At 49.4% G+C, this 23192-nt stretch carries 18 protein-coding genes; 10 read left to right on the plus strand and 8 right to left on the minus strand.

Annotated elements, in window-relative coordinates:
• Positions 1 to 241 precede the first annotated feature (241 nt).
• Entirely contained in the window at positions 242 to 2065 is a 1824-nt protein-coding gene (locus FQ015_RS17805) for a hypothetical protein (protein WP_160524331.1), read from the minus strand.
• A gap of 100 nt (positions 2066 to 2165) precedes the next feature.
• Here FQ015_RS17805 and FQ015_RS17810 point away from each other — a divergent pair, with 100 nt between their 5' ends.
• On the plus strand, positions 2166 to 2414 hold the full coding sequence (locus tag FQ015_RS17810) for a helix-turn-helix transcriptional regulator (protein WP_001349431.1): 249 nt from the start codon (positions 2166 to 2168) through the stop codon (positions 2412 to 2414).
• A 15-nt stretch (positions 2415 to 2429) separates the two neighbouring features.
• Positions 2430 to 3995, plus strand: coding sequence for a DUF3987 domain-containing protein (locus tag FQ015_RS17815; protein WP_086623705.1), 1566 nt, complete (start codon positions 2430 to 2432; stop codon positions 3993 to 3995).
• Positions 3996 to 4218: 223 nt separating this feature from the next.
• Here the strand turns inward: FQ015_RS17815 and FQ015_RS17820 are convergent, their stop codons facing one another.
• The 4 genes from FQ015_RS17820 to yljB all read right to left on the minus strand — a co-directional run bounded on the left by FQ015_RS17820 (position 4219) and on the right by yljB (position 8747).
• Positions 4219 to 5427 carry a tyrosine-type recombinase/integrase gene (locus FQ015_RS17820; RefSeq protein WP_160524332.1) on the minus strand — a complete coding sequence of 403 codons (1209 nt, stop codon included), beginning with the start codon at positions 5425 to 5427 and terminating at the stop codon, positions 4219 to 4221.
• A gap of 519 nt (positions 5428 to 5946) precedes the next feature.
• Positions 5947 to 8223 carry an ATP-dependent Clp protease ATP-binding subunit ClpA gene (clpA, locus tag FQ015_RS17825; RefSeq protein ID WP_000934050.1) on the minus strand — a complete coding sequence of 759 codons (2277 nt, stop codon included), beginning with the start codon at positions 8221 to 8223 and terminating at the stop codon, positions 5947 to 5949.
• A 30-nt stretch (positions 8224 to 8253) separates the two neighbouring features.
• Positions 8254 to 8574 (minus strand): ATP-dependent Clp protease adapter ClpS, encoded by a 321-nt coding sequence (gene clpS / locus FQ015_RS17830; RefSeq protein WP_000520781.1) that lies wholly within the window; start codon positions 8572 to 8574, stop codon positions 8254 to 8256.
• Between the two features lie 98 nt (positions 8575 to 8672).
• Complete coding sequence (gene yljB, locus FQ015_RS24315) at positions 8673 to 8747, minus strand: protein YljB (RefSeq protein ID WP_001406719.1); 75 nt, start codon at positions 8745 to 8747, stop codon at positions 8673 to 8675.
• 149 nt (positions 8748 to 8896) lie between these two features.
• Between yljB and cspD the strand changes: the two genes are divergently transcribed.
• A complete protein-coding gene (gene cspD, locus FQ015_RS17835) occupies positions 8897 to 9121 on the plus strand; it encodes a cold shock-like protein CspD (RefSeq protein WP_000410785.1) in 225 nt (74 codons plus the stop codon).
• Positions 9122 to 9193: 72 nt separating this feature from the next.
• Here cspD and macB read toward each other — a convergent pair whose 3' ends face one another.
• Together macB and macA are read right to left on the minus strand one after the other, a co-directional pair.
• A complete protein-coding gene (gene macB, locus FQ015_RS17840; protein WP_000188165.1) occupies positions 9194 to 11140 on the minus strand; it encodes a macrolide ABC transporter ATP-binding protein/permease MacB in 1947 nt (648 codons plus the stop codon).
• Positions 11137 to 12252: a macrolide transporter subunit MacA gene (macA, locus tag FQ015_RS17845; RefSeq protein WP_160524333.1), complete on the minus strand. Its 1116-nt coding sequence runs from the start codon at positions 12250 to 12252 to the stop codon at positions 11137 to 11139. Before macA ends, macB begins: the two co-directional genes overlap by 4 nt.
• A gap of 150 nt (positions 12253 to 12402) precedes the next feature.
• On the opposite strand from macA, the gene FQ015_RS17850 reads away from it, so the two are divergent.
• The gene (locus FQ015_RS17850) at positions 12403 to 13359 is read left to right on the plus strand and encodes a VirK/YbjX family protein (RefSeq protein WP_160524334.1); all 957 of its coding nucleotides are present in this window, start codon (positions 12403 to 12405) and stop codon (positions 13357 to 13359) included.
• On the opposite strand, the gene FQ015_RS17855 is transcribed toward FQ015_RS17850, so the two are convergent.
• Positions 13356 to 15014 (minus strand): ATP-dependent endonuclease, encoded by a 1659-nt coding sequence (locus FQ015_RS17855; RefSeq protein ID WP_000599806.1) that lies wholly within the window; start codon positions 15012 to 15014, stop codon positions 13356 to 13358. The two genes, FQ015_RS17850 and FQ015_RS17855, sit on opposite strands and share 4 nt — an antisense overlap.
• Before the next feature lie 425 nt (positions 15015 to 15439).
• Between FQ015_RS17855 and aqpZ the strand changes: the two genes are divergently transcribed.
• The 6 genes from aqpZ to ltaE all read left to right on the plus strand — a co-directional run bounded on the left by aqpZ (position 15440) and on the right by ltaE (position 23183).
• The gene (aqpZ, locus tag FQ015_RS17860) at positions 15440 to 16135 is read left to right on the plus strand and encodes an aquaporin Z (RefSeq protein WP_001354877.1); all 696 of its coding nucleotides are present in this window, start codon (positions 15440 to 15442) and stop codon (positions 16133 to 16135) included.
• 482 nt (positions 16136 to 16617) lie between these two features.
• The gene (lysO, locus tag FQ015_RS17865) at positions 16618 to 17517 is read left to right on the plus strand and encodes an L-lysine exporter LysO (RefSeq protein WP_000491128.1); all 900 of its coding nucleotides are present in this window, start codon (positions 16618 to 16620) and stop codon (positions 17515 to 17517) included.
• A 143-nt stretch (positions 17518 to 17660) separates the two neighbouring features.
• The gene (hcp, locus tag FQ015_RS17870) at positions 17661 to 19313 is read left to right on the plus strand and encodes a hydroxylamine reductase (RefSeq protein ID WP_160524335.1); all 1653 of its coding nucleotides are present in this window, start codon (positions 17661 to 17663) and stop codon (positions 19311 to 19313) included.
• Between the two features lie 11 nt (positions 19314 to 19324).
• Positions 19325 to 20293 (plus strand): NADH oxidoreductase, encoded by a 969-nt coding sequence (hcr, locus tag FQ015_RS17875; RefSeq protein ID WP_039020455.1) that lies wholly within the window; start codon positions 19325 to 19327, stop codon positions 20291 to 20293.
• Between the two features lie 132 nt (positions 20294 to 20425).
• On the plus strand, positions 20426 to 22144 hold the full coding sequence (gene poxB, locus FQ015_RS17880; RefSeq protein WP_160524336.1) for a ubiquinone-dependent pyruvate dehydrogenase: 1719 nt from the start codon (positions 20426 to 20428) through the stop codon (positions 22142 to 22144).
• Positions 22145 to 22181: 37 nt separating this feature from the next.
• On the plus strand, positions 22182 to 23183 hold the full coding sequence (gene ltaE / locus FQ015_RS17885; RefSeq protein WP_039020453.1) for a low-specificity L-threonine aldolase: 1002 nt from the start codon (positions 22182 to 22184) through the stop codon (positions 23181 to 23183).
• Positions 23184 to 23192 lie beyond the last annotated feature (9 nt).

Below are 23192 nucleotides of genomic sequence, written 5' to 3' on the forward strand. Positions count from 1 at the left end.
AATTCATCATATAATCAGGGTTACTGTTCACTCCTCTCGGTTATCCGCGAGACGATAAAACATGACACTAATCACAAAAACGAGAGATAGTATTTGCGAAATGCAAACAACATAAAAATCAATGCGTTGCGATTTTTTATTTTTTCAGACATGCATGCCCCCTCTGCTATTGTTGCTAGCCGGCTAGCAACAATAGCAGGGATATACAAACATCGGATGCCAAAAACACGTTCCGATAATATCATCGAGGGCCTGACTCGTTGTTTTTAGTATCATCACCACAAATGATGGTTAATGCGTTGTAGATCAGTCTGCGTCTGTTCTTGTTTTCAGCATTATTTCCATACAACATCATGACGTTTTTAATATCATCAACCGGTGATATTACATAATCAACCAATACGCCAAGCTTCTCAATACATTGCAGTAAAGTATATTTGTGTCTGCCCGTAAATAATCCTATCAGGTTTTCTTTACTTTCACGACTGGATAATATTTTGTTCTCTGTAATTAATTCAGCCAACGTTTCACCATCGTAAACACGTTCTTTATCTATCAGAATATTTATCTTATCTAACGCCCTCTCTACATTATCGAGAAGACCTGTAATATACGGAGGCTGAATATCTGACTTTGTACTAATATTTGCAAGCATCGAATTATACATTTTAATGACACGCATCAGAGTAAAATTATTCGCATCATATTGTATTTCATCTTCATTATACGCAGGATCCGTCACGACCCTTAAGTCCATAAATGCATCCTGATAAGCTTTTACATAATCAAGTAATTCGAACAGTGAACCATGCTTTATTTTCTCCCTGTTTAATTTGATCTCCAGCGCTATCCTGAGAACTGAAAAAGCGCCGGGAAGATACCCAGAAGGTAACTCGTATTTTTGGGATTCATCATAAAACCGAAGAGCTTTGTGAAGTTTGTTCCGCCGAATCAGATAAATAAAAACGGCCAGTAACATGTAGCACCTGGTCACATAACCACGGGCATTCTGCAACTGTTCAAAATAATTAATAATGTTTTCCAGATATACATCATCATAACTTTTCTTATCAGAAAGATTAAACACCATATCTTTTAAAGATTCGATATATTCTTGTGATTTATCATCAAGTGACACAATATAACGAGTTAATGCTCCTTTGGGGCCACTCTCAAACTCATGAAACCGTTCAAGTAATGCTCTTGCATAAGGCGTTGTGTCAAAAATATTAAAATCATAAATATAGCGTGCAGCGCAGCCATACACCCCATGTACCCAAAGCCCTTCTCTTATCAGCACTCTGAGATAATATGCAATACTGTCAAGTATCTTTACCTTCCGTTGCATATCAAGCAAAATACTTAATGAATAAAATGCATAATAGAACTTGTCAATGTTGTTGAGTATTCTGTCCAGCTCACTCTTATCAAGCTTCTTCTCTCTGTAATCCTTCTTGTATTCATTCTTACAGGCCTTTATATATTGTTTCATAAGGCTCTTCCTTTTACCGTACCCTTTTCGAATAGTTCCCTGGTATTTTCCCAGCTCATACATTTTTCCGTTTTCCCGAAAATCTTCTCTGTTAAATCCCAGTTCAGCAAGATACTCCCGGAGATAACGTTTAACGGCAGCCTCATCGCTTTCTGTACCAGAGTAATCCAGGCAGGGACAATATGATTTTTGCAAAAAATTATAGATATGATAATAAAACCCTGTTTCATTCTCCGGACGATATGTGTTATATATATCCAGCACAATAAAAACAACTCCAAAGCTTTCCAGAAAATAGTTACGGATATATTCGGACTTTAATGTTGAATACACAGGGTAAGAATTCATCATGTAATAAAAATATTCATACCGGGAAAATATAATTCGCCGTTGTTCCAGACTATACACCCCTTCAGCATCAATAATGTGACTGAGCTCATTATAACGTTGATTCCAGAATCTTTGATGCGCTCCAAAATCAGTACTCTTCCGCTTATCCCTCGGACTCTCTCCTTCCTTAAACAACTCGAAAACTGTACAAATATCATACAAAAGATTTGTAAACATGCGCATCTGCTCTGATCTCCGGTTGGTTTCCGTTTTATCACAGGGGACATTCTGGCCTTAACGTAGCAAATTAATGACATAGCCTTCAACTCACATGGAGAACAATATGTCAACCCAGACCGGACATTTTTATACCCCCTCACGCATCCTGCGTATGGCTGAACTTACCCGGCTCCTTGGTATATCAAGATCGACCATCTACGAAAAAATGAATCCGGCATCAAAATACTACGATGCCACCTTTCCCCGGCCTGTCCGGCTTGGGAGTTCGGCTGTAGGCTGGCGGGCATCTGCCATTGATGAGTGGTTAACTTTACATACAACACCAACCAGATCCGTAACTAAGGATAAATAAGGAAAACTGTACGCCATGACAAAATTATCCCCCCCTGAACTTGACATAACTAAACTGCCTGACAGGTGCCAGGCATTACTTGATGAAATGCATGAAGAAACGGGAATAAGCCGTGAAATACTGCTGTCTGTTATGCTGACGGTCAAGGCTGCCTCGGTCCAGGATACGCATGAAGTTGAACTTTCTGGAGGGCAGCGTACCAGTCTTCAGATATATATGTGTCTTTCATCAGCATCAGGCAGTGGAAAAACCTCTGCCTGCGCAAAATTAATCGCCCCTGTTCATGAAACAGAAGAAGAACTACATCAGGCATATATCGACGATAAAAAAAACTATGATCGCATGATGGAAATGTGGACAACAGATAAAAAAATCCTGGAGCGGAGATATAAAAAGGAAATGGAAAGATCCCCGGAAAATGCTGCTGCTGCACGAGCAGCGCTTGAAAAGTGTATAGCAAATAAACCCGTACCTCCCGTACAACAGGTTCTCATCGTGAATGACGCGACACCAGAAGGGATAGCTTTGAAACTCAGCCAGTCACCTTCTCTTCTGTTGCTATCTGATGAAGGAGGAACTATTCTGGATAAGCGTTTCGAACGCAAATCGGCGCTGTACAACACATTATGGAGTGGGCAACCAGTCACCGTAGAACGGGCATCCAGACCCGGATTCCGGGTAAAGGATTCCCGTCTCACTATGCTTATACTGACTCAACCGGTAATATTTGATAAGTTTTTTACTCTCACTGGCGACCAGATCCGGGGCAATGGCTTTCTGGCCCGGGTGCTATTTTGCGAACCCGGAGCAAATAAAATAATGACGACAAAACCGCATACTGCCACTCCTGTAGTAACGCAGCAATGTGCAACCTGTTTTCATGAGAAAAGTTTTGGCTGTCAGATCAGAGACTCTCTGAGAGCGTCCCGGGAAAGGCGTGCAAAAGGTGAGCAACGCATCCGCATGACATTATCAAACGCAGCATCCCACGATCTGGAAATCTTTCACGAAGAAAATATGAGTGCTGTCAGGCAGAACCCACGTATGACCACTTTCGAAGACATTATCGTCAGGAAAAGAGAACAGGCTGTTCGAATAGCCGCACTTCTGGAGCTGGAGAACAATCCACATGGTACAGTAATAACACGAGAAAGTATCAATAGTGCTATTTATCTCGTTGATTTTTATTTTCAGCATCTTATATCCAAACTGGAATCGCTTCGGGAAATATCTCCTGCAGAAAAACTGGATAAATGGCTCAGAGAAAATATCATCCGGGTAAAAGGATACGAATATCAAAAAAGCCATATACTACAATATGGTCCATATGCTCTCAGGAATAAATGTGTTCTTGATGAAGCACTTGATATACTTGCAGAACAGAAAAAAATCGTAATTGATTATTCAATCGGCCAAAAAATCATTTATATCGGGGACGCGATTACACCTTGTGAATTAGCAAATGAGGCAAACATCCCGATAATGGAGCGTGGAATGTTTATGGTCTGTTGGGACCATAAGCTGAATAAGTACAGAAATGAAGAACAGACTAAAATATGGAACATAACTACAAAAAATTAAAGTTCCCGTCTTTTATCATTCAGTTACCAACCTGAATATCTGAAACAATGCCAGACATCACTTACAGACTGGCATTGTTTTTATCATTCAATTTATAAACTACAATATTACGTATTATTTTTACATTTATGTCATTGCAAATATCAGACAAACAAGCATTATAACTCAATAAATATATTTTTCGTGATTACAGACGACATCTGCAAATCTGTGAGATGTGATTTCATCGCTGGTTTTCCATAATCTGAGACATCACATAATCCGCCCATGCCTGCATCATCGGTATACGCTGATCCAGCAGATCAGTCCGGTGATATGCCGCCTCAACCTTATTTTTCAGCGTGTGGGCAAGCGCCCTTTCCGCCAAATCCCGCGAATATCCCTGTTCGCTACACCAGTCCCTGAATGTTGAACGAAAACCATGTGCTGTAGCCACTCGTCCGGGTATATCACTGATGGCCTTCTTTTTACGTAGAAAACTCGTCAACACCATATCTGAAAGGATCTGTTGCTTTCTGGGAGAAGGAAACACCAGTTCGTCATGCAGACCACGTATATTTTCCAGAACGTGAATGGCCTGTCGGGATAAAGGAACACGATGCTGTATCCTGGCTTTCATTCTTTCTGCGGGTATCGTCCATATCCGCTTATGAAAATCAATTTCAGTCCAGCGCATTCCCCTTGCTTCGCCCGAGCGGGTTGCTGTCAGTATCACCATTAATAACAGTGCCCGGGTAACATTATAAGGTTCATCTGTATACACACTGGTCGCCACAAAAAGCGGTAACTGCCTCCAGGGCATTGCCGGCTGGTGTTCATCACGTCCTCTTGATTGCTGTGGAAGCAAATGATCAACCACATCAACAGGATTCGCCACACAAAAACCATGCGCCCAGCCCCACTGCATAACAACATGAATGCGCTGTTTAACCCGGCTTGCCGTTTCTGATAAGGTCAACCAGACTGGACGCAGAGTCTCTGCCACTTCCGCAGCCGTAATCGTATCCAGCGTTTTTGCTCCCAGTTGAGGAAACACGTAATTTTCAAGCGTCGACAACCACTGCCTGACATGCTTTGGGTTTTCCCATCCCGGTGACAATTCTGCATGTACACGCCGGGCTGCATCGGCAAATGTTGGGATAACAACTTTTTCAGCTTCAGCCTTTTTAATCTCCAGAGGATCATCACCTGCAGCAAGTTGCTCTCGCATTATCCGGGCAGTACGTGCAGCTTCAGCAATACTGACCTCTGGGTAAGTTCCCAATCCAGCATTACGTCTTTTTTGTGTCACCGGACTTACATAACGAAAAACCCATTTCCCCCGCCCCTTTACTGAAGAAGGATGAAGAGTCAGTCCTGTAATTCCCCCATGGGGCAATGGTTTGTCATCAGGTTTGATATGCCTTGCTTTAGTATCCGTCAATACTGCCATACGCTAATTCCTGTTACTCTGGTATGCCATCCAGTATGCCATTAGTCTCTCACTTCACTAAGAATACATTGGATAACATCGGACAGCAAAAATTGTAATGCATTGTTTATAATGAGGTTATATAACGCTCCCGGATTAAGTCAGATTTATTTCAGGCGGTCCCCCTCACCGCCATATTTGAAGAAGAGCTCGTACGAAAGTACGGGCTTTTTTTTCGCATTTTATCTGCCTGTACGGCAGTGAACGGTATAAAAATCGAGTTTTTCTTTCGGTTGGCTTTCTAAGCTGCCTGTACGGCAGTGAACTCAAATACTACACGTCTAGCCCGTTGTTAATAAAGCAAAACCATCTCATTTTCCTGCTGCCCCCCCTTTTTTATCCTTACCTTTCAGCTGCACTACTTATCAACAACTTACCATCATCATCAAAAAAAGGGTCTGAACCTCCTCCACCCCATAAATAAAAAGTCCGTAACCTCTTTCGAGATTACGGACTTCACCAACCTACCTAACAATTAGATTAATGCGCTGCTTCCGCCTTGTGCTTTTGTGCACTCTGGAATCCGTAAGTCAGCTCATTTTTCTCTTTATCCAGCGCGACGGTGACCTGACCGCCGTCCACCAGCGAACCAAACAACAGTTCGTTGGCGAGCGGTTTTTTCAGGTTGTCCTGGATGACACGTGCCATCGGACGTGCGCCCATTGCCCGGTCGTAACCTTTCTCGGCCAGCCAGTTACGCGCTTCCTGGCTCACTTCCAGAGAAACACCTTTCTGATCCAACTGAACCTGCAACTCGACGATGAATTTATCCACTACCTGATGGATCACGTCGGTGGAGAGATGATCGAACCAGATAATGTTGTCGAGACGGTTACGGAATTCCGGTGTAAAGATCTTCTTGATCTCTTCCATCGCATCGGTGCTGTTATCCTGGTGGATAAGACCAATGGATTTACGCTCAGTTTCCCGTACCCCGGCATTAGTGGTCATCACCAGCACCACGTTACGGAAGTCCGCTTTGCGTCCGTTGTTATCGGTCAGCGTACCGTTGTCCATCACCTGCAACAGAATATTGAACACGTCCGGGTGCGCTTTCTCGATTTCGTCCAGCAGCAACACCGCATGAGGATGCTTGATGACCGCATCAGTCAGCAAACCGCCCTGATCAAAACCAACGTATCCCGGAGGCGCACCAATCAGACGGCTGACGGTATGGCGTTCCATATACTCGGACATATCAAAGCGCAGAAGCTCAATGCCCAAAGCTTTCGAAAGCTGTACCGTCACCTCTGTTTTCCCGACCCCGGTAGGGCCGGCAAACAGGAACGAACCGACTGGTTTATGTTCGTGACCTAAACCTGCACGCGCCATCTTAATGGCTTCAGTCAGCGCCTCAATGGCTTTATCCTGACCGAAGACCAGCATTTTCAGGCGATCGCTGAGGTTTTTCAGGGTATCGCGGTCACTCTGAGAAACACTCTTCTCTGGAATGCGCGCAATACGGGCCACCACGGACTCAATATCCGCCACATTAACGGTTTTCTTGCGTTTGCTTACCGGCATCAGGCGTGCGCGAGCGCCCGCTTCGTCGATAACGTCAATGGCTTTATCCGGCAGATGACGATCGTTAATGTATTTCACCGCCAGCTCTACCGCTGCACGCACCGCTTTTGCGGTATAACGCACGTCATGGTGCGCTTCGTACTTCGGTTTCAGGCCGTTGATGATCTGTACGGTTTCTTCGATCGACGGTTCAGTAATATCAATTTTCTGGAAGCGACGCGCCAGAGCACGGTCTTTCTCGAAAATGTTGCTGAACTCCTGATAGGTTGTCGAACCAATTACGCGAATTTTACCGCTTGAGAGCAACGGTTTGATCAGGTTAGCCGCATCAACCTGACCACCAGAGGCTGCACCCGCACCGATAATGGTGTGGATCTCATCAATAAACAGGATGCTGTTAGTGTCCTGCTCCAGCTGCTTGAGCAACGCTTTAAAACGTTTTTCAAAGTCGCCGCGATATTTTGTGCCCGCTAACAGAGAACCGATATCGAGAGAGTAAATCGTACAGTCAGCCATTACTTCCGGCACATCGCCCTGAACAATTCGCCAGGCAAGACCTTCCGCAATCGCGGTTTTGCCGACACCGGATTCCCCCACCAGCAGCGGGTTGTTTTTACGGCGACGGCAGAGAACCTGAATAGCACGCTCCAGCTCCTTCTCACGACCAATCAGTGGGTCGATTCCGCCCACACGCGCAAGCTGATTCAGGTTCGTCGTGAAATTCTCCATACGTTCCTCCCCACCAGCTTGTTCTTCGCTGTTTGGCTGGCTGCCAGGATCAGAAGACTGTGTCGGCTCGTCTTTACGCGTGCCATGAGAGATAAAGTTCACCACATCGAGACGGCTGACTTCATGTTTGCGCAACAGATATGCCGCCTGCGACTCCTGTTCGCTAAAGATAGCGACCAGAACGTTTGCACCGGTAACCTCATTGCGACCGGAGGACTGGACATGGAAGACCGCACGTTGCAGTACACGCTGAAAACTCAGCGTTGGCTGTGTGTCGCGCTCCTCTTCACTGGCAGGCAGAACGGGTGTGGTTTGTTCAATAAAGGCTTCCAGTTCCTGACGGAGCGCAACCAAATCCACGGAACACGCTTCCAGCGCCTCCCGGGCAGATGGGTTACTGAGCAGCGCCAGTAACAAGTGCTCGACGGTCATAAACTCATGACGGTGCTCGCGCGCTCTGGCGAAAGCCATATTTAAACTGAGTTCCAGTTCTTGATTGAGCATAGGCACCTCCCCCAATTTTTATGCCTGCATTCAGGCTTTTTCTAGCGTACACAGCAATGGATGCTCATTCTCCCTCGCGTACTTGTTCACCATCGCCACTTTGGTTTCTGCAACCTCGGCGGTAAAGACTCCGCAAATGGCCTTCCCCTGGTAGTGAACAGCGAGCATCAATTGCGTTGCACGTTCTACATCATAAGAAAAGAATTTTTGTAACACGTCAATAACAAACTCCATCGGAGTGTAATCATCATTGACTAATATCACTTTATACATAGATGGCGGTTTTAGCGCGTCGCGAACTTTTTCTTCCGCCAGTTGATCAAAGTCCAGCCAGTCGTTCGTTTTACCCATTGTCAGTTATCATCTTCGGTTACGGTTATCGGCAGAACGCCCTGCCGCTGACAAGAGCTTATTTGCCTGACCAATCTACTCCACATGATAGATAACTATCATCTATCGTTGGCATCAGCGACATCTGTCACATTCCTGTCAATAGCGTTAACTGCTTCAAATTTTTGATTCATACCTGCCCCCTGGCCCCTGTCAAATGCTTGACGGCTCGCCCTAATTCTCTAAATTGTATTTCTAGAGTTGGCGAGGTTTTGAACAGCCCCCTCTCTGACCCCGGTTTATTCCATCTTACTTGTATAAGATTTGCGAAGGATGTCGAAGCATGGAAAAGGGTACTGTTAAGTGGTTCAACAATGCCAAAGGGTTTGGTTTCATCTGCCCTGAAGGCGGCGGCGAAGATATTTTCGCTCATTATTCCACCATTCAGATGGATGGTTACAGAACGCTAAAAGCTGGACAATCCGTTCAGTTTGATGTCCACCAGGGGCCAAAAGGCAATCACGCCAGTGTTATTGTGCCCGTCGAAGTAGAAGCGGCAGTCGCATAGCTCTTCTGTCTCATTGTGTACATCCTAAAGGCAAAATGCCAGCCCGATCGGCTGGCATTTTTATCTCAAAAATTACTCTCGTGCCAGAGCATCTACTGGATCCAGTCGTGCCGCATTTCGTGCGGGTAACCAGCCAAATAAAATCCCGGTGACCGTCGAGCAGAGAAACGCCAGCAGCAGCGCCAACGGTGAAAAACCAATCTCCCAGCCGGGTAAGAAAAGCTGCAAGGTGAAAGCAATTAACAGTGACAGTGTTATTCCCAACGCGCCACCGACCAGGCAAACCAGTACGGCTTCGATCAGAAACTGTTGCAAAACATCGCTTGCTCGCGCACCTACAGCCATGCGAATGCCAATTTCCCGCGTCCGCTCGGTCACTGACACCAGCATAATATTCATTACACCAATACCGCCCACCACCAGCGAAATCACCGCCACCAGCGTCAGAAACAGTTGTAAAGTACGTGTGGTCTTTTCAACGGTTTTCAAGACGCCGTCCATGTTCCAGGTAAAGAAATCCTTCTTACCGTGGCGCAGTGAAAGTAAACGCGTGAGTTGCTGTTCCGCCTCAGCGCTGTCAAATCCTTCTTTCACCCTGACAGTAATAGAGTTCAGCCACGACTGGCCCATAACTCGCCCGGACATCGTGCTGTAAGGTAACCACACGCGCAGCACTTTACTACTGCCAAACATCGACTGTTTTTCCTCTGCCACGCCGATGACTCTCGCTGGCATATTACCAACCAAGATAACCTCGCCAACCACATTTGCTTTATGGGGGAAAAGCTGACGGCGAGTATTACTGTCGAGAACCACGACTTGCGCACGGCCATTCAGCTGTTCCTGATTAAAGGTATTCCCTTCGCTGAAGGTCATGCCATAGACATTGAAATAATCGCCGCTCACGCCATTGGCACTGGCAGCCACATCAACATTGTTATAACGCAGGCGCAGGTTTTGCGAGACGGCAGGAGTGGCTGAGGCGACCCACGGTTGTTTCTGAATGGCAATTAAGTCGTCGTACTTTAGCGCCTGCTGATATTGCGGATCGTCATCGCCAAAATCTTTTCCGGGATAGACATCGATAGTATTCGTACCAATAGAACGGATATCCGCCAGCACCATTTGTTTAGCGGCATCGCCCACCACGACAATTGAAACCACCGACGCAATACCGATAATAATCCCCAGCATGGTCAGTAAAGTACGCATTTTATTCGCTGCCAGCGCCCGCCACGCCATCGTCAGCGCCTCGTTAAAACCGCTGACAAACTGCCGCCAGCCAGACGCCGTGTTGATAACAGGCTCCGTCCCGCCAGCAACATTCACTTTTTCAATGGCGGGAGGATTGCGCACAATTTCGCCGTCGCGAATTTCGATCACCCGCTCGGCCTGAGCAGCGACCTGCGGATCGTGGGTAACGATAATCACCGTATGCCCGCGATCGCGCAGCTGATGCAGGATCGCCATCACCTCTTCGCCAGAATGACTGTCCAGTGCGCCGGTTGGTTCATCGGCAAGAATTACCTGACCGCCGTTCATCAATGCCCGCGCGATGCTGACGCGCTGTTGCTGACCACCCGAAAGCTGTGCCGGGTAATACTCTGTACGGTCTTCCAGCCCCAGTCGTTGCAGTAACTCCTGGGCGCGAAGCAACCGCTGTTTCCGCTCAAGACCGGCATAGACGGCGGGTACTTCAACGTTCTGCTCGGCGGTTAAATGTGAAAGCAAATGGTAACGCTGGAAAATAAAGCCGAAGTGTTCGCGACGCAGTTGCGCCAGCGCATCGGCGTCCAGCATGGCAACATCCTGACCGGCGACGCGATAGGTGCCGCTGGTGGCCTTATCCAGGCAGCCGAGAATATTCATCAGGGTCGATTTACCGGAACCCGAAGCGCCGACAATCGCCACCATCTCACCAGCATAAATATCGAGGGTGATGCCCTTCAGCACCTCAACCTGCTCATCACCGGCAGGATAGCTGCGACGAATATCCTTTAATTCGAGCAAGGGCGTCATTGTGCAGCTCCTGGTTTGGCCTCACCAATCACCACTTCATCGCCCGCTTCCAGCCCTTTGACAATCTCAACATCGGTATCGTTACGTGCGCCAATCGTCACTTCACGCTCGCGTGTTTCACCATTACGCAACAATTTGACTTTATAACGATTATCGCCAACCGGATCGCCTAACGCCGACAGAGGGATCGTCAGCACATTTTTCACATCGGTGAGCTGAATATGCACTTGCGCGGTCATATCCAGCCGCAGCAAACCATTGGGGTTGGGAACTTCAAAACGGGCGTAATAGAAAATAGCGTCGTTAACCTTTTCCGGCGTCGGTAGCACATCCTTGATTTGCCCCTCATAGCGCGTCAGCGGATCGCCAAGCACCGTAAACCAGGCTTTTTGCCCCGGCTTCAGGTGGATTACATCCGCTTCAGAAACCTGCGCTTTTACCAGCATGGTGCTCATATCTGCCAGCGTCAGAATGTTCGGTGCTTGTTGTGCGGCAATCACCGTCTGGCCTTGCAGAGTGGTGATTTGCGTGACTTCCCCGGCCATCGGGGCAACGATGCGGGTGTAATCGAGATTGGTTTTAGCCGTATCGAGTGAGGCCTGATTGCGCTTGATTTGTGCGTCAATGGTGCCAATTTGCGCCTGTTTCACAGCCATCTCCGTCGCGGCGGTATCGAGATCCTGCTGTGAAACCGCCTGCGTTTGTGCAAGATGTTGCTGACGGGAATACGTCACCCGCGCCAGTTTCAGCTCCGCTTCCGCCTGCTGCCGCTGCGCGCGTAGCTCCATCAGCGTTGCTTCCACCTCCTTGATCTGGTTTTCAGCTTGTTCAGGATCAATAACCCCTAAAAGCTGGTCTTTTTTTACTTTATCGCCAATCGCCACCGACAGCGTTTTCAACTGCCCGCTGACCTGCGCGCCCACATCAACCTTACGCAGCGCGTCCAGCTTTCCGGTCGCCAGCACGCTTTGCTGTAAATCACCGGGGCGCACAATCAGCGTCTGATAAGTCGGCACGGGTGCGTTAAGAATTCTCCATAACGTAATCAGCCCGGCAATGACTATCACCAGCGCAATAACGTAACGCTTCTTCACGGTTTTCCGCTTTTTCATAAATATTCTGAATACTCCATATGCCAATCCGGGTCATTAACTTCAACGAAATATCAACAAAACCCTAAAATTTACGTTAGTAATCACACTATTGATGTTTGGTTAAGATACGCCATGGTGAAATCGACGTTATGTATAACCATTGATTTCATGAATATGTCGCAGCTAACTGAACGGACCTTTACGCCATCTGACTCTCTCAGCAGCCTGTCACTTTTTCTTGGTCTGGCACGTGGACAGTGTCGGCCGGGTAAATTTTGGCATCGCCGTAGTTTTCGCCAGAAATTTTTGCTGCGCTCGTTGATTATGCCGCGTTTAAGCGTTGAGTGGATGAACGAACTTTCCCACTGGCCTAATCTCCATGTGTTGTTAACGCGCCAGCCGCGACTGCCTGTGCGTCTGCATCGCCCTTACCTTGCGGCGAATCTTAGCCGTAAGCAATTGCTGGGGGCGTTACGTTACCATTATGCGTTACTCCGCGGATGTATGTCGGCGGAAGAATTCAGCTTATATTTGAATACCCCCGGGCTGCAACTGGCGAAGCTGGAAGGCAAAAACGGCGAGCAGTTCACGCTTGAGCTGACCATGATGATCTCAATGGATAAAGAAGGTGACAGCACAATCCTGTTCCGCAACAGCGAAGGTATTCCTCTGGCAGAGATCACCTTTACTCTGTGTGAATACCAGGGGAAAAGAACAATGTTTATTGGCGGGCTGCAAGGTGCGAAATGGGAAATTCCACATCAGGAAATCCAGAATGCGACGAAAGCCTGCCACGGGCTATTTCCCAAACGCCTTGTGATGGAAGCGGCCTGTCTGTTTGCCCAACGTTTGCAGGTAGAGCAGATCATTGCCGTCAGCAATGAAACACATATTTACCGCAGCCTGCGTTATCGCGATAAAGAAGGCAAAATCCATGCTGATTACAACGCGTTCTGGGAGTCGGTTGGCGGCGTATGTGATGCTGAACGCCATTACCGCCTTCCGGCACAGATAGCACGAAAAGAGATTGCCGAAATCGCCAGTAAAAAACGGGCTGAATATCGTCGGCGCTATGAGATGCTCGACGCTATTCAGCCACAAATGGCCACGATGTTTCGCGGTTAATCCGCGCGACCGCGCGCCAGCCACAGCACGCGTGAGAACATTTTTTTCAGCAGCGTCGGTACGGAATCCACACCACGACGTCCTGCCTCCATTGCCACTTCAATGGCAAGATCGGGTTTGGAAGAGCGATGGATCGCTTTCGAGATAATTTTGCGCAGATTCATCGGTACATTTTCCGGGATTTGCGCCACGCGGTGGAACACATCGGAAAATCCCTGGCGATACATAAAATGTTCCATATCCAGCGCCGGTAACGCCGTTAAATGTTCTCGTTCGGCTTCCCGATCGTTATTCAACAGGCTGCGTACCGTAGCGGCATATTTCTTCCCTGCTTCATCGCCATCGACCAGTACATGCCATTCAATCCCCATTCGGCGGGCAAATTTAACCAGTGGCTTTAGCCCGGACTGGGCAAACTCAATGACCTTGATCCCTTCGGCATCAAAATGATGTCCGCACTGACGCGCCAGTTCATTGATAACCCAGGTTTCCGTTTCGCCTTCCACCAGCAGCCAGCAGCGTGCAAACAGCGATGACGGACGATTAAAACGAATGTGGAAAGAGATGCGTCGGCTATCTTCGGTACTCAAGCCACTCGGCCCCAGACGCCAGGCGGCAACGCGAGAGGACTCACGTACCAGTCGGCAAACATGCTCTACCGGCGTTAAAGAAAGCAGCTCGCCAGAGTTGGTGGTGGCAATGCGCTGCAATGGCAGAAGATTCAACAGATGCCAGGCAACTGAAAGCATAATGGGGTGTAAACGGGTTTCTGGATCTTCGATCAGCAACAATGGACGGGCGTCTTTATCCAGTCGCAATGTGCCTTTTGCCTGCAATAAAGTAGCAAACAGGCCGAGCAAAATAACCCGATACGAGCGCCCTCCAGGCCGGTCAATCATCCGGTTGATGATATCCAGATAGCGCCAGCTTCGTTGCTCATTACTGGCCCGCCGCCGCATTAAACGATATCGCGCCTGTCCGGCCCCCTGCTCAGAGAAATAATGCTCAAGCAGTTGCACCATTGCGGAAAGTCCCTGACGAATCTGCCCATCAGAGAGATTTTGCGGATGTGAGGATAACTCACGGGCGAGGAAATCGAGCTGGCGCGCGGTGACTTCCACATTAGGGACATTTGGCACCGTGCCGTTACGAATACGGCGCATAAAACGGGCATCACGCAAGCGCAGCACCGGCATTAAACGCACCAGATGGCGTGCCTGATCGTTAATATCCTCGACATCAATCGGATGTCCGTCTTTATCGAGAAAACTGCGGAGTGTCATCACGCTGCCGTCTTCCGCACTCTCCCCTTCCAGACGATAAAAAATACGGTGATAGCCATCGGTGCATGGCGTCCAGCACGCTTCCAGCGGCCGATAGCGGCGTACCCGATGACGGCCTGGCAGCGATTCGCGGAAGGTCAAAATAATATGCAGATGATGTTCTCGCCCGTTGATATCTCCCGGCGGGAACCAGAAATCGTCGCGCTCAAAATGGTAGAGATCTGATTCTGGCGATAGCAGCAGAGTTAAGGCGTCCAGCAAGCTGGATTTACCCCACGCGTTCTCCCCAATCAGGACGTTGTTTTGTTCCAGCATCAACGACAAACGGTTGATACCGCGAAAACCCACAATTTCAACGCGCTCAAGAATCATATCCCCTCCAGAAATATGTGACTTATCCTTTACGCTGGCAGTATAACGGGAAAGGCCTTGCTAATACGTGATGACATCACATTTAAGCATGGCAAATGTCTGAAAAATGAGCGAATAATCGCGTTATACTCCCTCTTGCTGATAAGTCTGCAAAAACAACAAAATCAAATAATTAGCATGATAAATTATTTTTTATTACGCCTAAAGGATTAAATCTTTTGCTTGCACTACACTGTCAATCAGACAAATGACTATATGGGGCAACCCGCTGTTGCCCTAAATCAAATTTACTGGATTTATTTATCTGGTGAATGACTCGCCTTCGTTTTTAAAATAGCCGCGCATTATTTCCGTCGTCACTTTTTTACGACGACCCTATAAAACGACCATATTTTTCACAGGGTCAATTTTTAATTGAGGTGGATATGTTCAGAAAATTAGCAGCTGAATGTTTTGGTACTTTCTGGCTTGTTTTTGGTGGCTGTGGTAGTGCCGTACTGGCCGCAGGCTTCCCGGAATTAGGCATTGGTTTTACCGGCGTAGCGCTGGCATTCGGTTTAACCGTTCTGACGATGGCCTTCGCTGTTGGTCATATTTCTGGTGGTCATTTTAACCCGGCGGTCACTATTGGCTTATGGGCTGGCGGACGTTTTCCGGCAAAAGAAGTCGTTGGCTACGTAATTGCCCAGGTTGTCGGCGGTATTGTTGCAGCGGCGCTGCTGTATTTAATTGCCAGTGGTAAAACGGGATTTGACGCGGCAGCCAGCGGTTTTGCTTCTAACGGTTATGGCGAGCATTCACCAGGCGGTTATTCCATGCTTTCCGCGCTGGTAGTTGAACTGGTATTGAGTGCAGGTTTCTTGCTGGTGATCCACGGCGCAACCGACAAATTCGCTCCGGCGGGTTTTGCACCAATTGCCATTGGTCTGGCATTAACGCTGATTCACTTAATCAGTATTCCGGTGACTAACACTTCCGTTAACCCGGCGCGCAGTACTGCGGTTGCCATCTTCCAGGGCGGCTGGGCGTTAGAACAACTGTGGTTCTTCTGGGTAGTGCCAATTATCGGCGGTATTATCGGTGGTCTGATTTACCGGACTCTGCTGGAAAAACGTAATTAATTAACGCAGAAGGCCTGGCGAATTGTCAGGCCTTTTTTAAATATATTGATTCATCTTCCTGTTGCGCTCCTTGATGTGTTAAGCCACATATAGTCACTGGCGCAGGGAGCGCGCAGGGGGCGGCCAATCGCCGCCGCCCCCTGCACCCCCGGGCTCTGGCGAACAAAATCGCCGCTGCGCGGTGCCCTCGACTTATCCCTTGCGGCTACCGGGTCGGGCGCGAGGTAACATCCCGGTAAAACGCGCCCTCAGCCCACATCCATGTGGGCTGCCCCGGCCTTCAGGGAACGCCTCGGCGATTTTGACGCCACCAACACCGGTGCGGTTTGTAATTAAAGCGCAAGAATATCTTTAAATGAAAATGAATACCCTACCGATCCTTATGCATAACATTTCCTTTTAATTGCAACTTTACTCGTCCTTCTGCTTTCAGTAGTGTGTCATCGCGCATTTCGAATCTTCTTTGCAAGGACTGGGTTTTCATGTTTTCTGGGCTGTTAATCATTCTGGTTCCCCTGATTGTGGGTTACCTCATTCCGCTTCGCCAAAAAGCTGCATTAAAGGTTATTAATCAGCTATTAAGCTGGATGGTTTACCTTATTCTCTTTTTTATGGGTATCAGTCTGGCGTTTCTCGATAACCTCGCCAGTAACCTGTTGGCGATTCTGCATTATTCCGCCGTCAGTATTACCGTTATTTTACTGTGTAATATTGCCGCCCTGATGTGGCTGGAGCGAGGCCTACCGTGGCGCAACCACCATCAGCAAGAAAAACTCCCGTCACGTATTGCGATGGCGCTGGAGTCCCTCAAGCTCTGCGGTGTGGTGGTGATTGGCTTTGCTATTGGCCTTAGCGGATTAGGTTTCTTACAACACGCTACGGAAGCCAGCGAATACACGTTAATTCTGCTACTTTTCCTCGTCGGTATTCAGTTGCGCAATAATGGCATGACCTTAAAGCAGATTGTCCTTAATCGCCGGGGAATGATTGTCGCCGTGGTGGTGGTTGCCAGTTCATTAATTGGTGGTTTAATTAACGCCTTTATTCTTGATCTTCCCATCAATACCGCGCTGGCAATGGCTTCCGGTTTCGGCTGGTATTCTCTTTCCGGTATTTTATTGACCGAATCTTTTGGTCCGGTAATCGGGAGCGCGGCGTTTTTTAATGATTTGGCCCGTGAGCTGATTGCTATTATGTTGATCCCTGGGCTGATTCGCCGTAGCCGCTCGACTGCACTGGGCTTATGCGGTGCGACGTCGATGGATTTCACCCTGCCCGTTCTTCAACGTACTGGCGGGCTGGATATGGTCCCGGCGGCGATTGTTCACGGTTTTATTCTTAGCCTGTTAGTGCCGATCCTCATCGCCTTTTTCTCTGCATAATACCTCTCTGGCGGTAGATCCCTGCCGCCAAAATTGCGCTAAATCAATCTCCCTTAAAGTTGCATGAAAAATCCCTTTTATCCCCGCGTTAAGCGTCTTAACCTTAAACATGCATATTAAATATAACTTTAAAAGGTGTGATCATGTTTTGTGTGCAATGTGAACAAACTATCCGTACTCCGGCAGGAAACGGCTGCTCATACGCGCAGGGGATGTGTGGTAAAACGGCGGAAACCTCTGACCTTCAGGATTTACTCATCGCGGCGCTGCAAGGGCTTTCGGCCTGGGCAGTAAAAGCGCGTGAATACGGCATCATCAACCATGACGTTGACAGCTTCGCGCCGCGCGCATTTTTCTCAACCCTGACCAACGTTAATTTCGATTCTCCGCGTATTGTCGGCTACGCCCGTGAAGCAATTGCCCTGCGCGAGGCGCTGAAAGCACAGTGCCTAGCTGTAGATGCCAACGCCCACGTCGATAACCCGATGGCTGACCTGCAACTGGTGAGTGACGATCTCGGCGAGCTGCAACGTCAGGCGGCGGAATTTACTCCCAATAAAGATAAAGCGGCGATTGGCGAAAACATTCTCGGCCTGCGTCTGCTCTGCCTGTATGGCCTGAAAGGTGCTGCCGCCTATATGGAACACGCGCACGTTCTCGGTCAATATGACAACGATATTTACGCCCAGTACCATAAAATCATGGCATGGCTGGGTACCTGGCCTGCCGATATGAACGCACTTCTCGAGTGCTCCATGGAAATCGGCCAGATGAACTTCAAAGTGATGAGCATTCTGGACGCAGGCGAAACCGGTAAATACGGTCACCCGACGCCAACTCAGGTCAACGTCAAAGCGACGGCGGGTAAATGCATTCTGATTTCCGGTCACGATCTCAAAGATCTCTACAACTTGCTGGAACAGACCGAAGGCACGGGCGTTAATGTCTACACTCACGGCGAAATGCTGCCTGCCCACGGCTACCCGGAGCTGCGTAAATTCAAGCATCTGGTCGGTAACTACGGCAGCGGCTGGCAGAATCAGCAAGTAGAGTTCGCTCGCTTCCCTGGCCCTATCGTGATGACTTCGAACTGCATCATCGACCCAACCGTAGGGGCTTATGACGATCGTATCTGGACCCGCAGCATCGTTGGCTGGCCGGGTGTGCGTCATCTGGATGGTGATGATTTCTCAGCAGTTATTGCCCAGGCACAACAAATGGCGGGCTTCCCGTACAGCGAAATTCCGCACCTGATCACCGTGGGCTTTGGTCGTCAGACGCTGCTTGGCGCGGCGGATACGCTGATTGATCTGGTGAGCCGTGAAAAACTGCGTCATATCTTTCTGCTTGGTGGCTGTGACGGCGCACGCGGCGAGCGCCACTACTTCACCGATTTCGCCACCAGCGTACCGGATGACTGCCTGATCCTGACCCTCGCCTGCGGTAAATATCGCTTTAACAAACTTGAGTTCGGCGATATCGAAGGTCTGCCGCGTCTGGTAGATGCTGGTCAATGTAACGATGCTTACTCAGCGATTATTCTGGCTGTCACTTTGGCAGAAAAACTGGGCTGCGGTGTCAACGATCTGCCGTTGTCGCTGGTACTCTCCTGGTTCGAGCAAAAAGCGATTGTTATTCTGCTGACGCTGCTTTCTTTGGGCATGAAAAATATCGTTACCGGCCCGACTGCACCTGGCTTCCTGACGCCAGACCTGCTGGCGGTACTGAACGAGAAATTCGGCCTGCGTTCTATCACCACTGTTGAAGAAGACATGAAGCAACTGTTGAGCGCGTAAGGAGTTTGTCGATGACGATGCCAACCAATCAATGCCCGTGGCGGATGCAGGTTCATCACATTACGCAAGAAACGCCGGATGTGTGGACGATTTCCCTGATTTGCCACGATTACTACCCGTATCGCGCCGGGCAATATGCGCTGGTCAGCGTGCGTAACTCAGCGGAAACGCTGCGTGCTTACACCATTTCCTCCACGCCAGGCGTGAGTGAATACATCACTCTGACCGTGCGGCGGATTGATGACGGTGTCGGTTCCCAGTGGCTGACCCACGATGTAAAACGCGGTGACTACCTCTGGCTTTCGGACGCGATGGGGGAATTTACCTGCGACGATAAAGCAGAAGATAAATTCCTGTTGCTGGCAGCCGGCTGCGGCGTCACACCGATTATGTCGATGCGTCGCTGGCTGGCGAAAAATCGCCCGCAGGCGGATGTGCAGGTGATCTACAACGTGCGTACGCCGCAGGATGTTATTTTCGCCGATGAATGGCGTGACTATCCGGTGACACTGGTGGCGGAAAATAACGTTACCGAGGGTTTCGTTGCCGGACGTCTGACACGTGAACTGCTGACAAGCGTTCCTGATTTAGCCTCGCGTACTGTGATGACCTGTGGCCCGGCTCCGTATATGGATTGGGTAGAGCAGGAAGTGAAAGCGCTCGGCGTGACGCGTTTCTTTAAAGAGAAGTTCTTTACGCCAGTGGCGGAAGCAGCAACCAGCGGTCTGAAATTCACCAAACTGCAACCGGCGCAAGAATTTTACGCACCTGTTGGCACGACACTGCTGGAGGCGCTGGAAAGCAATAAAGTTCCGGTTGTCGCCGCCTGCCGTGCGGGTGTTTGCGGCTGCTGTAAAACGAAGGTGGTTTCCGGTGAATATACGGTGAGCAGCACGATGACGCTGACCGACGCCGAAATCGCTGAAGGTTATGTACTGGCCTGCTCCTGCCATCCGCAGGGGGATTTGGTTCTCGCGTAATCGTATTATGCCCGATGATATACCTGTCATCGGGCAGTTTAACCGTTAGTGCCTCATTTTTCTCCCACCCCATCCCCCTCCGTCAGATGAACTAAACTTGTTACCGTTATCACATTCAGGAGATGGAGAACCATGAAACAAACGGTTGCAGCTTATATCGCCAAAACACTCGAATCAGCAGGGGTAAAACGCATTTGGGGAGTGACGGGCGACTCTCTGAACGGTCTTAGCGACAGTCTTAATCGCATGGGCACCATCGAGTGGATGTCCACCCGTCATGAAGAAGTGGCGGCCTTTGCCGCTGGCGCTGAAGCCCAACTTAGCGGAGAACTGGCGGTCTGCGCCGGATCATGCGGACCTGGCAACCTGCACTTAATCAACGGTTTGTTCGATTGTCACCGTAATCACGTTCCGGTACTGGCAATTGCCGCTCATATCCCTTCCAGCGAAATTGGCAGCGGCTATTTCCAGGAAACCCACCCGCAAGAGTTATTCCGCGAATGTAGCCATTATTGCGAGCTGGTTTCCAGCCCCGAGCAGATCCCACAAGTGCTGGCGATTGCTATGCGTAAAGCGGTGCTAAACCGTGGCGTTTCGGTTGTCGTTTTACCGGGCGACGTGGCGCTAAAACCTGCACCGGAAGGGGCAACTACCCACTGGTATCACGCCCCCTTACCCGTTGTCACACCTGAAGAAGAAGAGTTACGCAAACTGGCGCAACTGCTGCGTTACTCAAGCAATATCGCCCTGATGTGCGGTAGCGGCTGCGCGGGGGCGCATAAAGAGCTCGTCGAGTTTGCCGGAAAAATTAAAGCGCCAATTGTTCATGCCCTGCGCGGTAAAGAACATGTCGAATACGATAATCCGTATGATGTCGGAATGACGGGATTAATCGGCTTCTCGTCAGGTTTTCATACCATGATGAACGCCGACACGTTAGTGCTGCTCGGCACGCAATTCCCCTACCGTGCGTTCTACCCGACCGATGCCAAAATTATTCAGATTGATATCAACCCGGCCAGCATCGGCGCACACAGTAAGGTGGATATGGCACTGGTCGGTGATATCAAATCGACTCTGCGTGCATTGCTGCCTTTAGTGGAAGAAAAAACCGATCGCAAATTTCTGGATAAAGCGCTGGAAGATTACCGCGATGCCCGCAAAGGGCTGGACGATTTAGCTAAACCGAGTGAGAAAGCCATTCACCCGCAATATCTGGCGCAGCAAATTAGCCATTTTGCTGCCGATGACGCCATCTTTACCTGTGACGTTGGCACACCTACGGTATGGGCGGCGCGTTATCTGAAAATGAACGGCAAGCGCCGCCTGTTAGGTTCGTTTAACCACGGTTCGATGGCCAACGCCATGCCGCAGGCGCTGGGTGCTCAGGCGACAGAGCCAGAGCGTCAGGTGGTCGCCATGTGCGGTGATGGTGGTTTCAGTATGTTGATGGGCGATTTCCTCTCAGTAGTGCAGATGAAATTACCGGTGAAAATTATCGTCTTTAACAACAGCGTGCTGGGCTTTGTAGCGATGGAGATGAAAGCCGGAGGCTACCTGACTGACGGCACCGAACTGCACGACACCAACTTTGCCCGCATTGCTGAAGCGTGCGGTATTACGGGCATCCGCGTAGAAAAAGCCGCTGAAGTCGAGGAAGCCTTGCAACGCGCCTTTTCCATCGACGGCCCGGTGCTGGTGGATGTGGTAGTCGCGAAAGAAGAGTTAGCCATTCCGCCGCAGATCAAACTCGAACAGGCCAAAGGATTTAGCCTGTATATGTTGCGCGCAATCATCAGCGGACGCGGTGACGAAGTGATCGAACTGGCGAAAACGAACTGGCTAAGGTAAAAAGGGTGGCATTTCCTGTCATAAATAAGGACATGCCATGATTGATTTACGCAGTGATACCGTTACCCGACCGAGCCGCGCCATGCTCGAAGCAATGATGGCCGCCCCGGTTGGGGACGACGTTTACGGAGACGACCCTACCGTTAATGCTCTGCAGGACTATGCGGCAGAGCTTTCCGGGAAAGAAGCCGCCATTTTTCTGCCTACCGGCACTCAGGCCAACCTGGTCGCTCTGCTCAGTCACTGCGAACGCGGCGAAGAGTATATTGTCGGTCAGGCCGCGCATAACTATCTGTTTGAAGCCGGTGGCGCAGCGGTGCTGGGCAGTATTCAGCCGCAACCCATCGATGCTGACGCCGACGGTACGCTACCGCTGGATAAAGTGGCGATGAAAATCAAACCCGACGATATCCATTTCGCCCGCACCAAATTACTCAGTCTGGAAAACACCCACAATGGAAAAGTGCTGCCGCGGGAATACCTGAAAGAAGCATGGGAATTTACTCGCGAGCGCAATCTGGCACTGCATGTTGACGGTGCGCGCATCTTTAATGCCGTGGTGGCTTACGGCTGCGAACTGAAAGAGATCACGCAATATTGTGATTCGTTCACCATTTGTCTGTCGAAAGGTCTTGGTACGCCAGTCGGTTCATTACTGGTCGGCAATCGTGATTACATTAAACGCGCCATCCGCTGGCGGAAAATGACTGGCGGCGGGATGCGTCAATCCGGCATTCTGGCTGCCGCAGGGATGTATGCGTTGAAAAATAACGTCGCACGCTTGCAGGAAGACCACGACAACGCAGCCTGGATGGCGGAGCAGTTGCGTGAAGCAGGCGCGGATGTGATGCGTCAGGACACCAATATGCTGTTTGTTCGCGTCGGACAAGAAAATGCTGCCGCGTTAGGCGAATACATGAAAGCGAGAAACATACTGATTAACGCCTCGCCGATTGTCCGCCTGGTAACCCATCTCGATGTCTCGCGTGAACAACTGGCAGAAGTCGCAGCCCACTGGCGCACTTTCCTGGCGCGTTAAGGAGCGAAA

The sequence above is a fragment of the Escherichia sp. HH26CH genome, assembly GCF_009820205.1.
In the GTDB taxonomy this organism is placed as follows: domain Bacteria; phylum Pseudomonadota; class Gammaproteobacteria; order Enterobacterales; family Enterobacteriaceae; genus Escherichia; species Escherichia coli_F.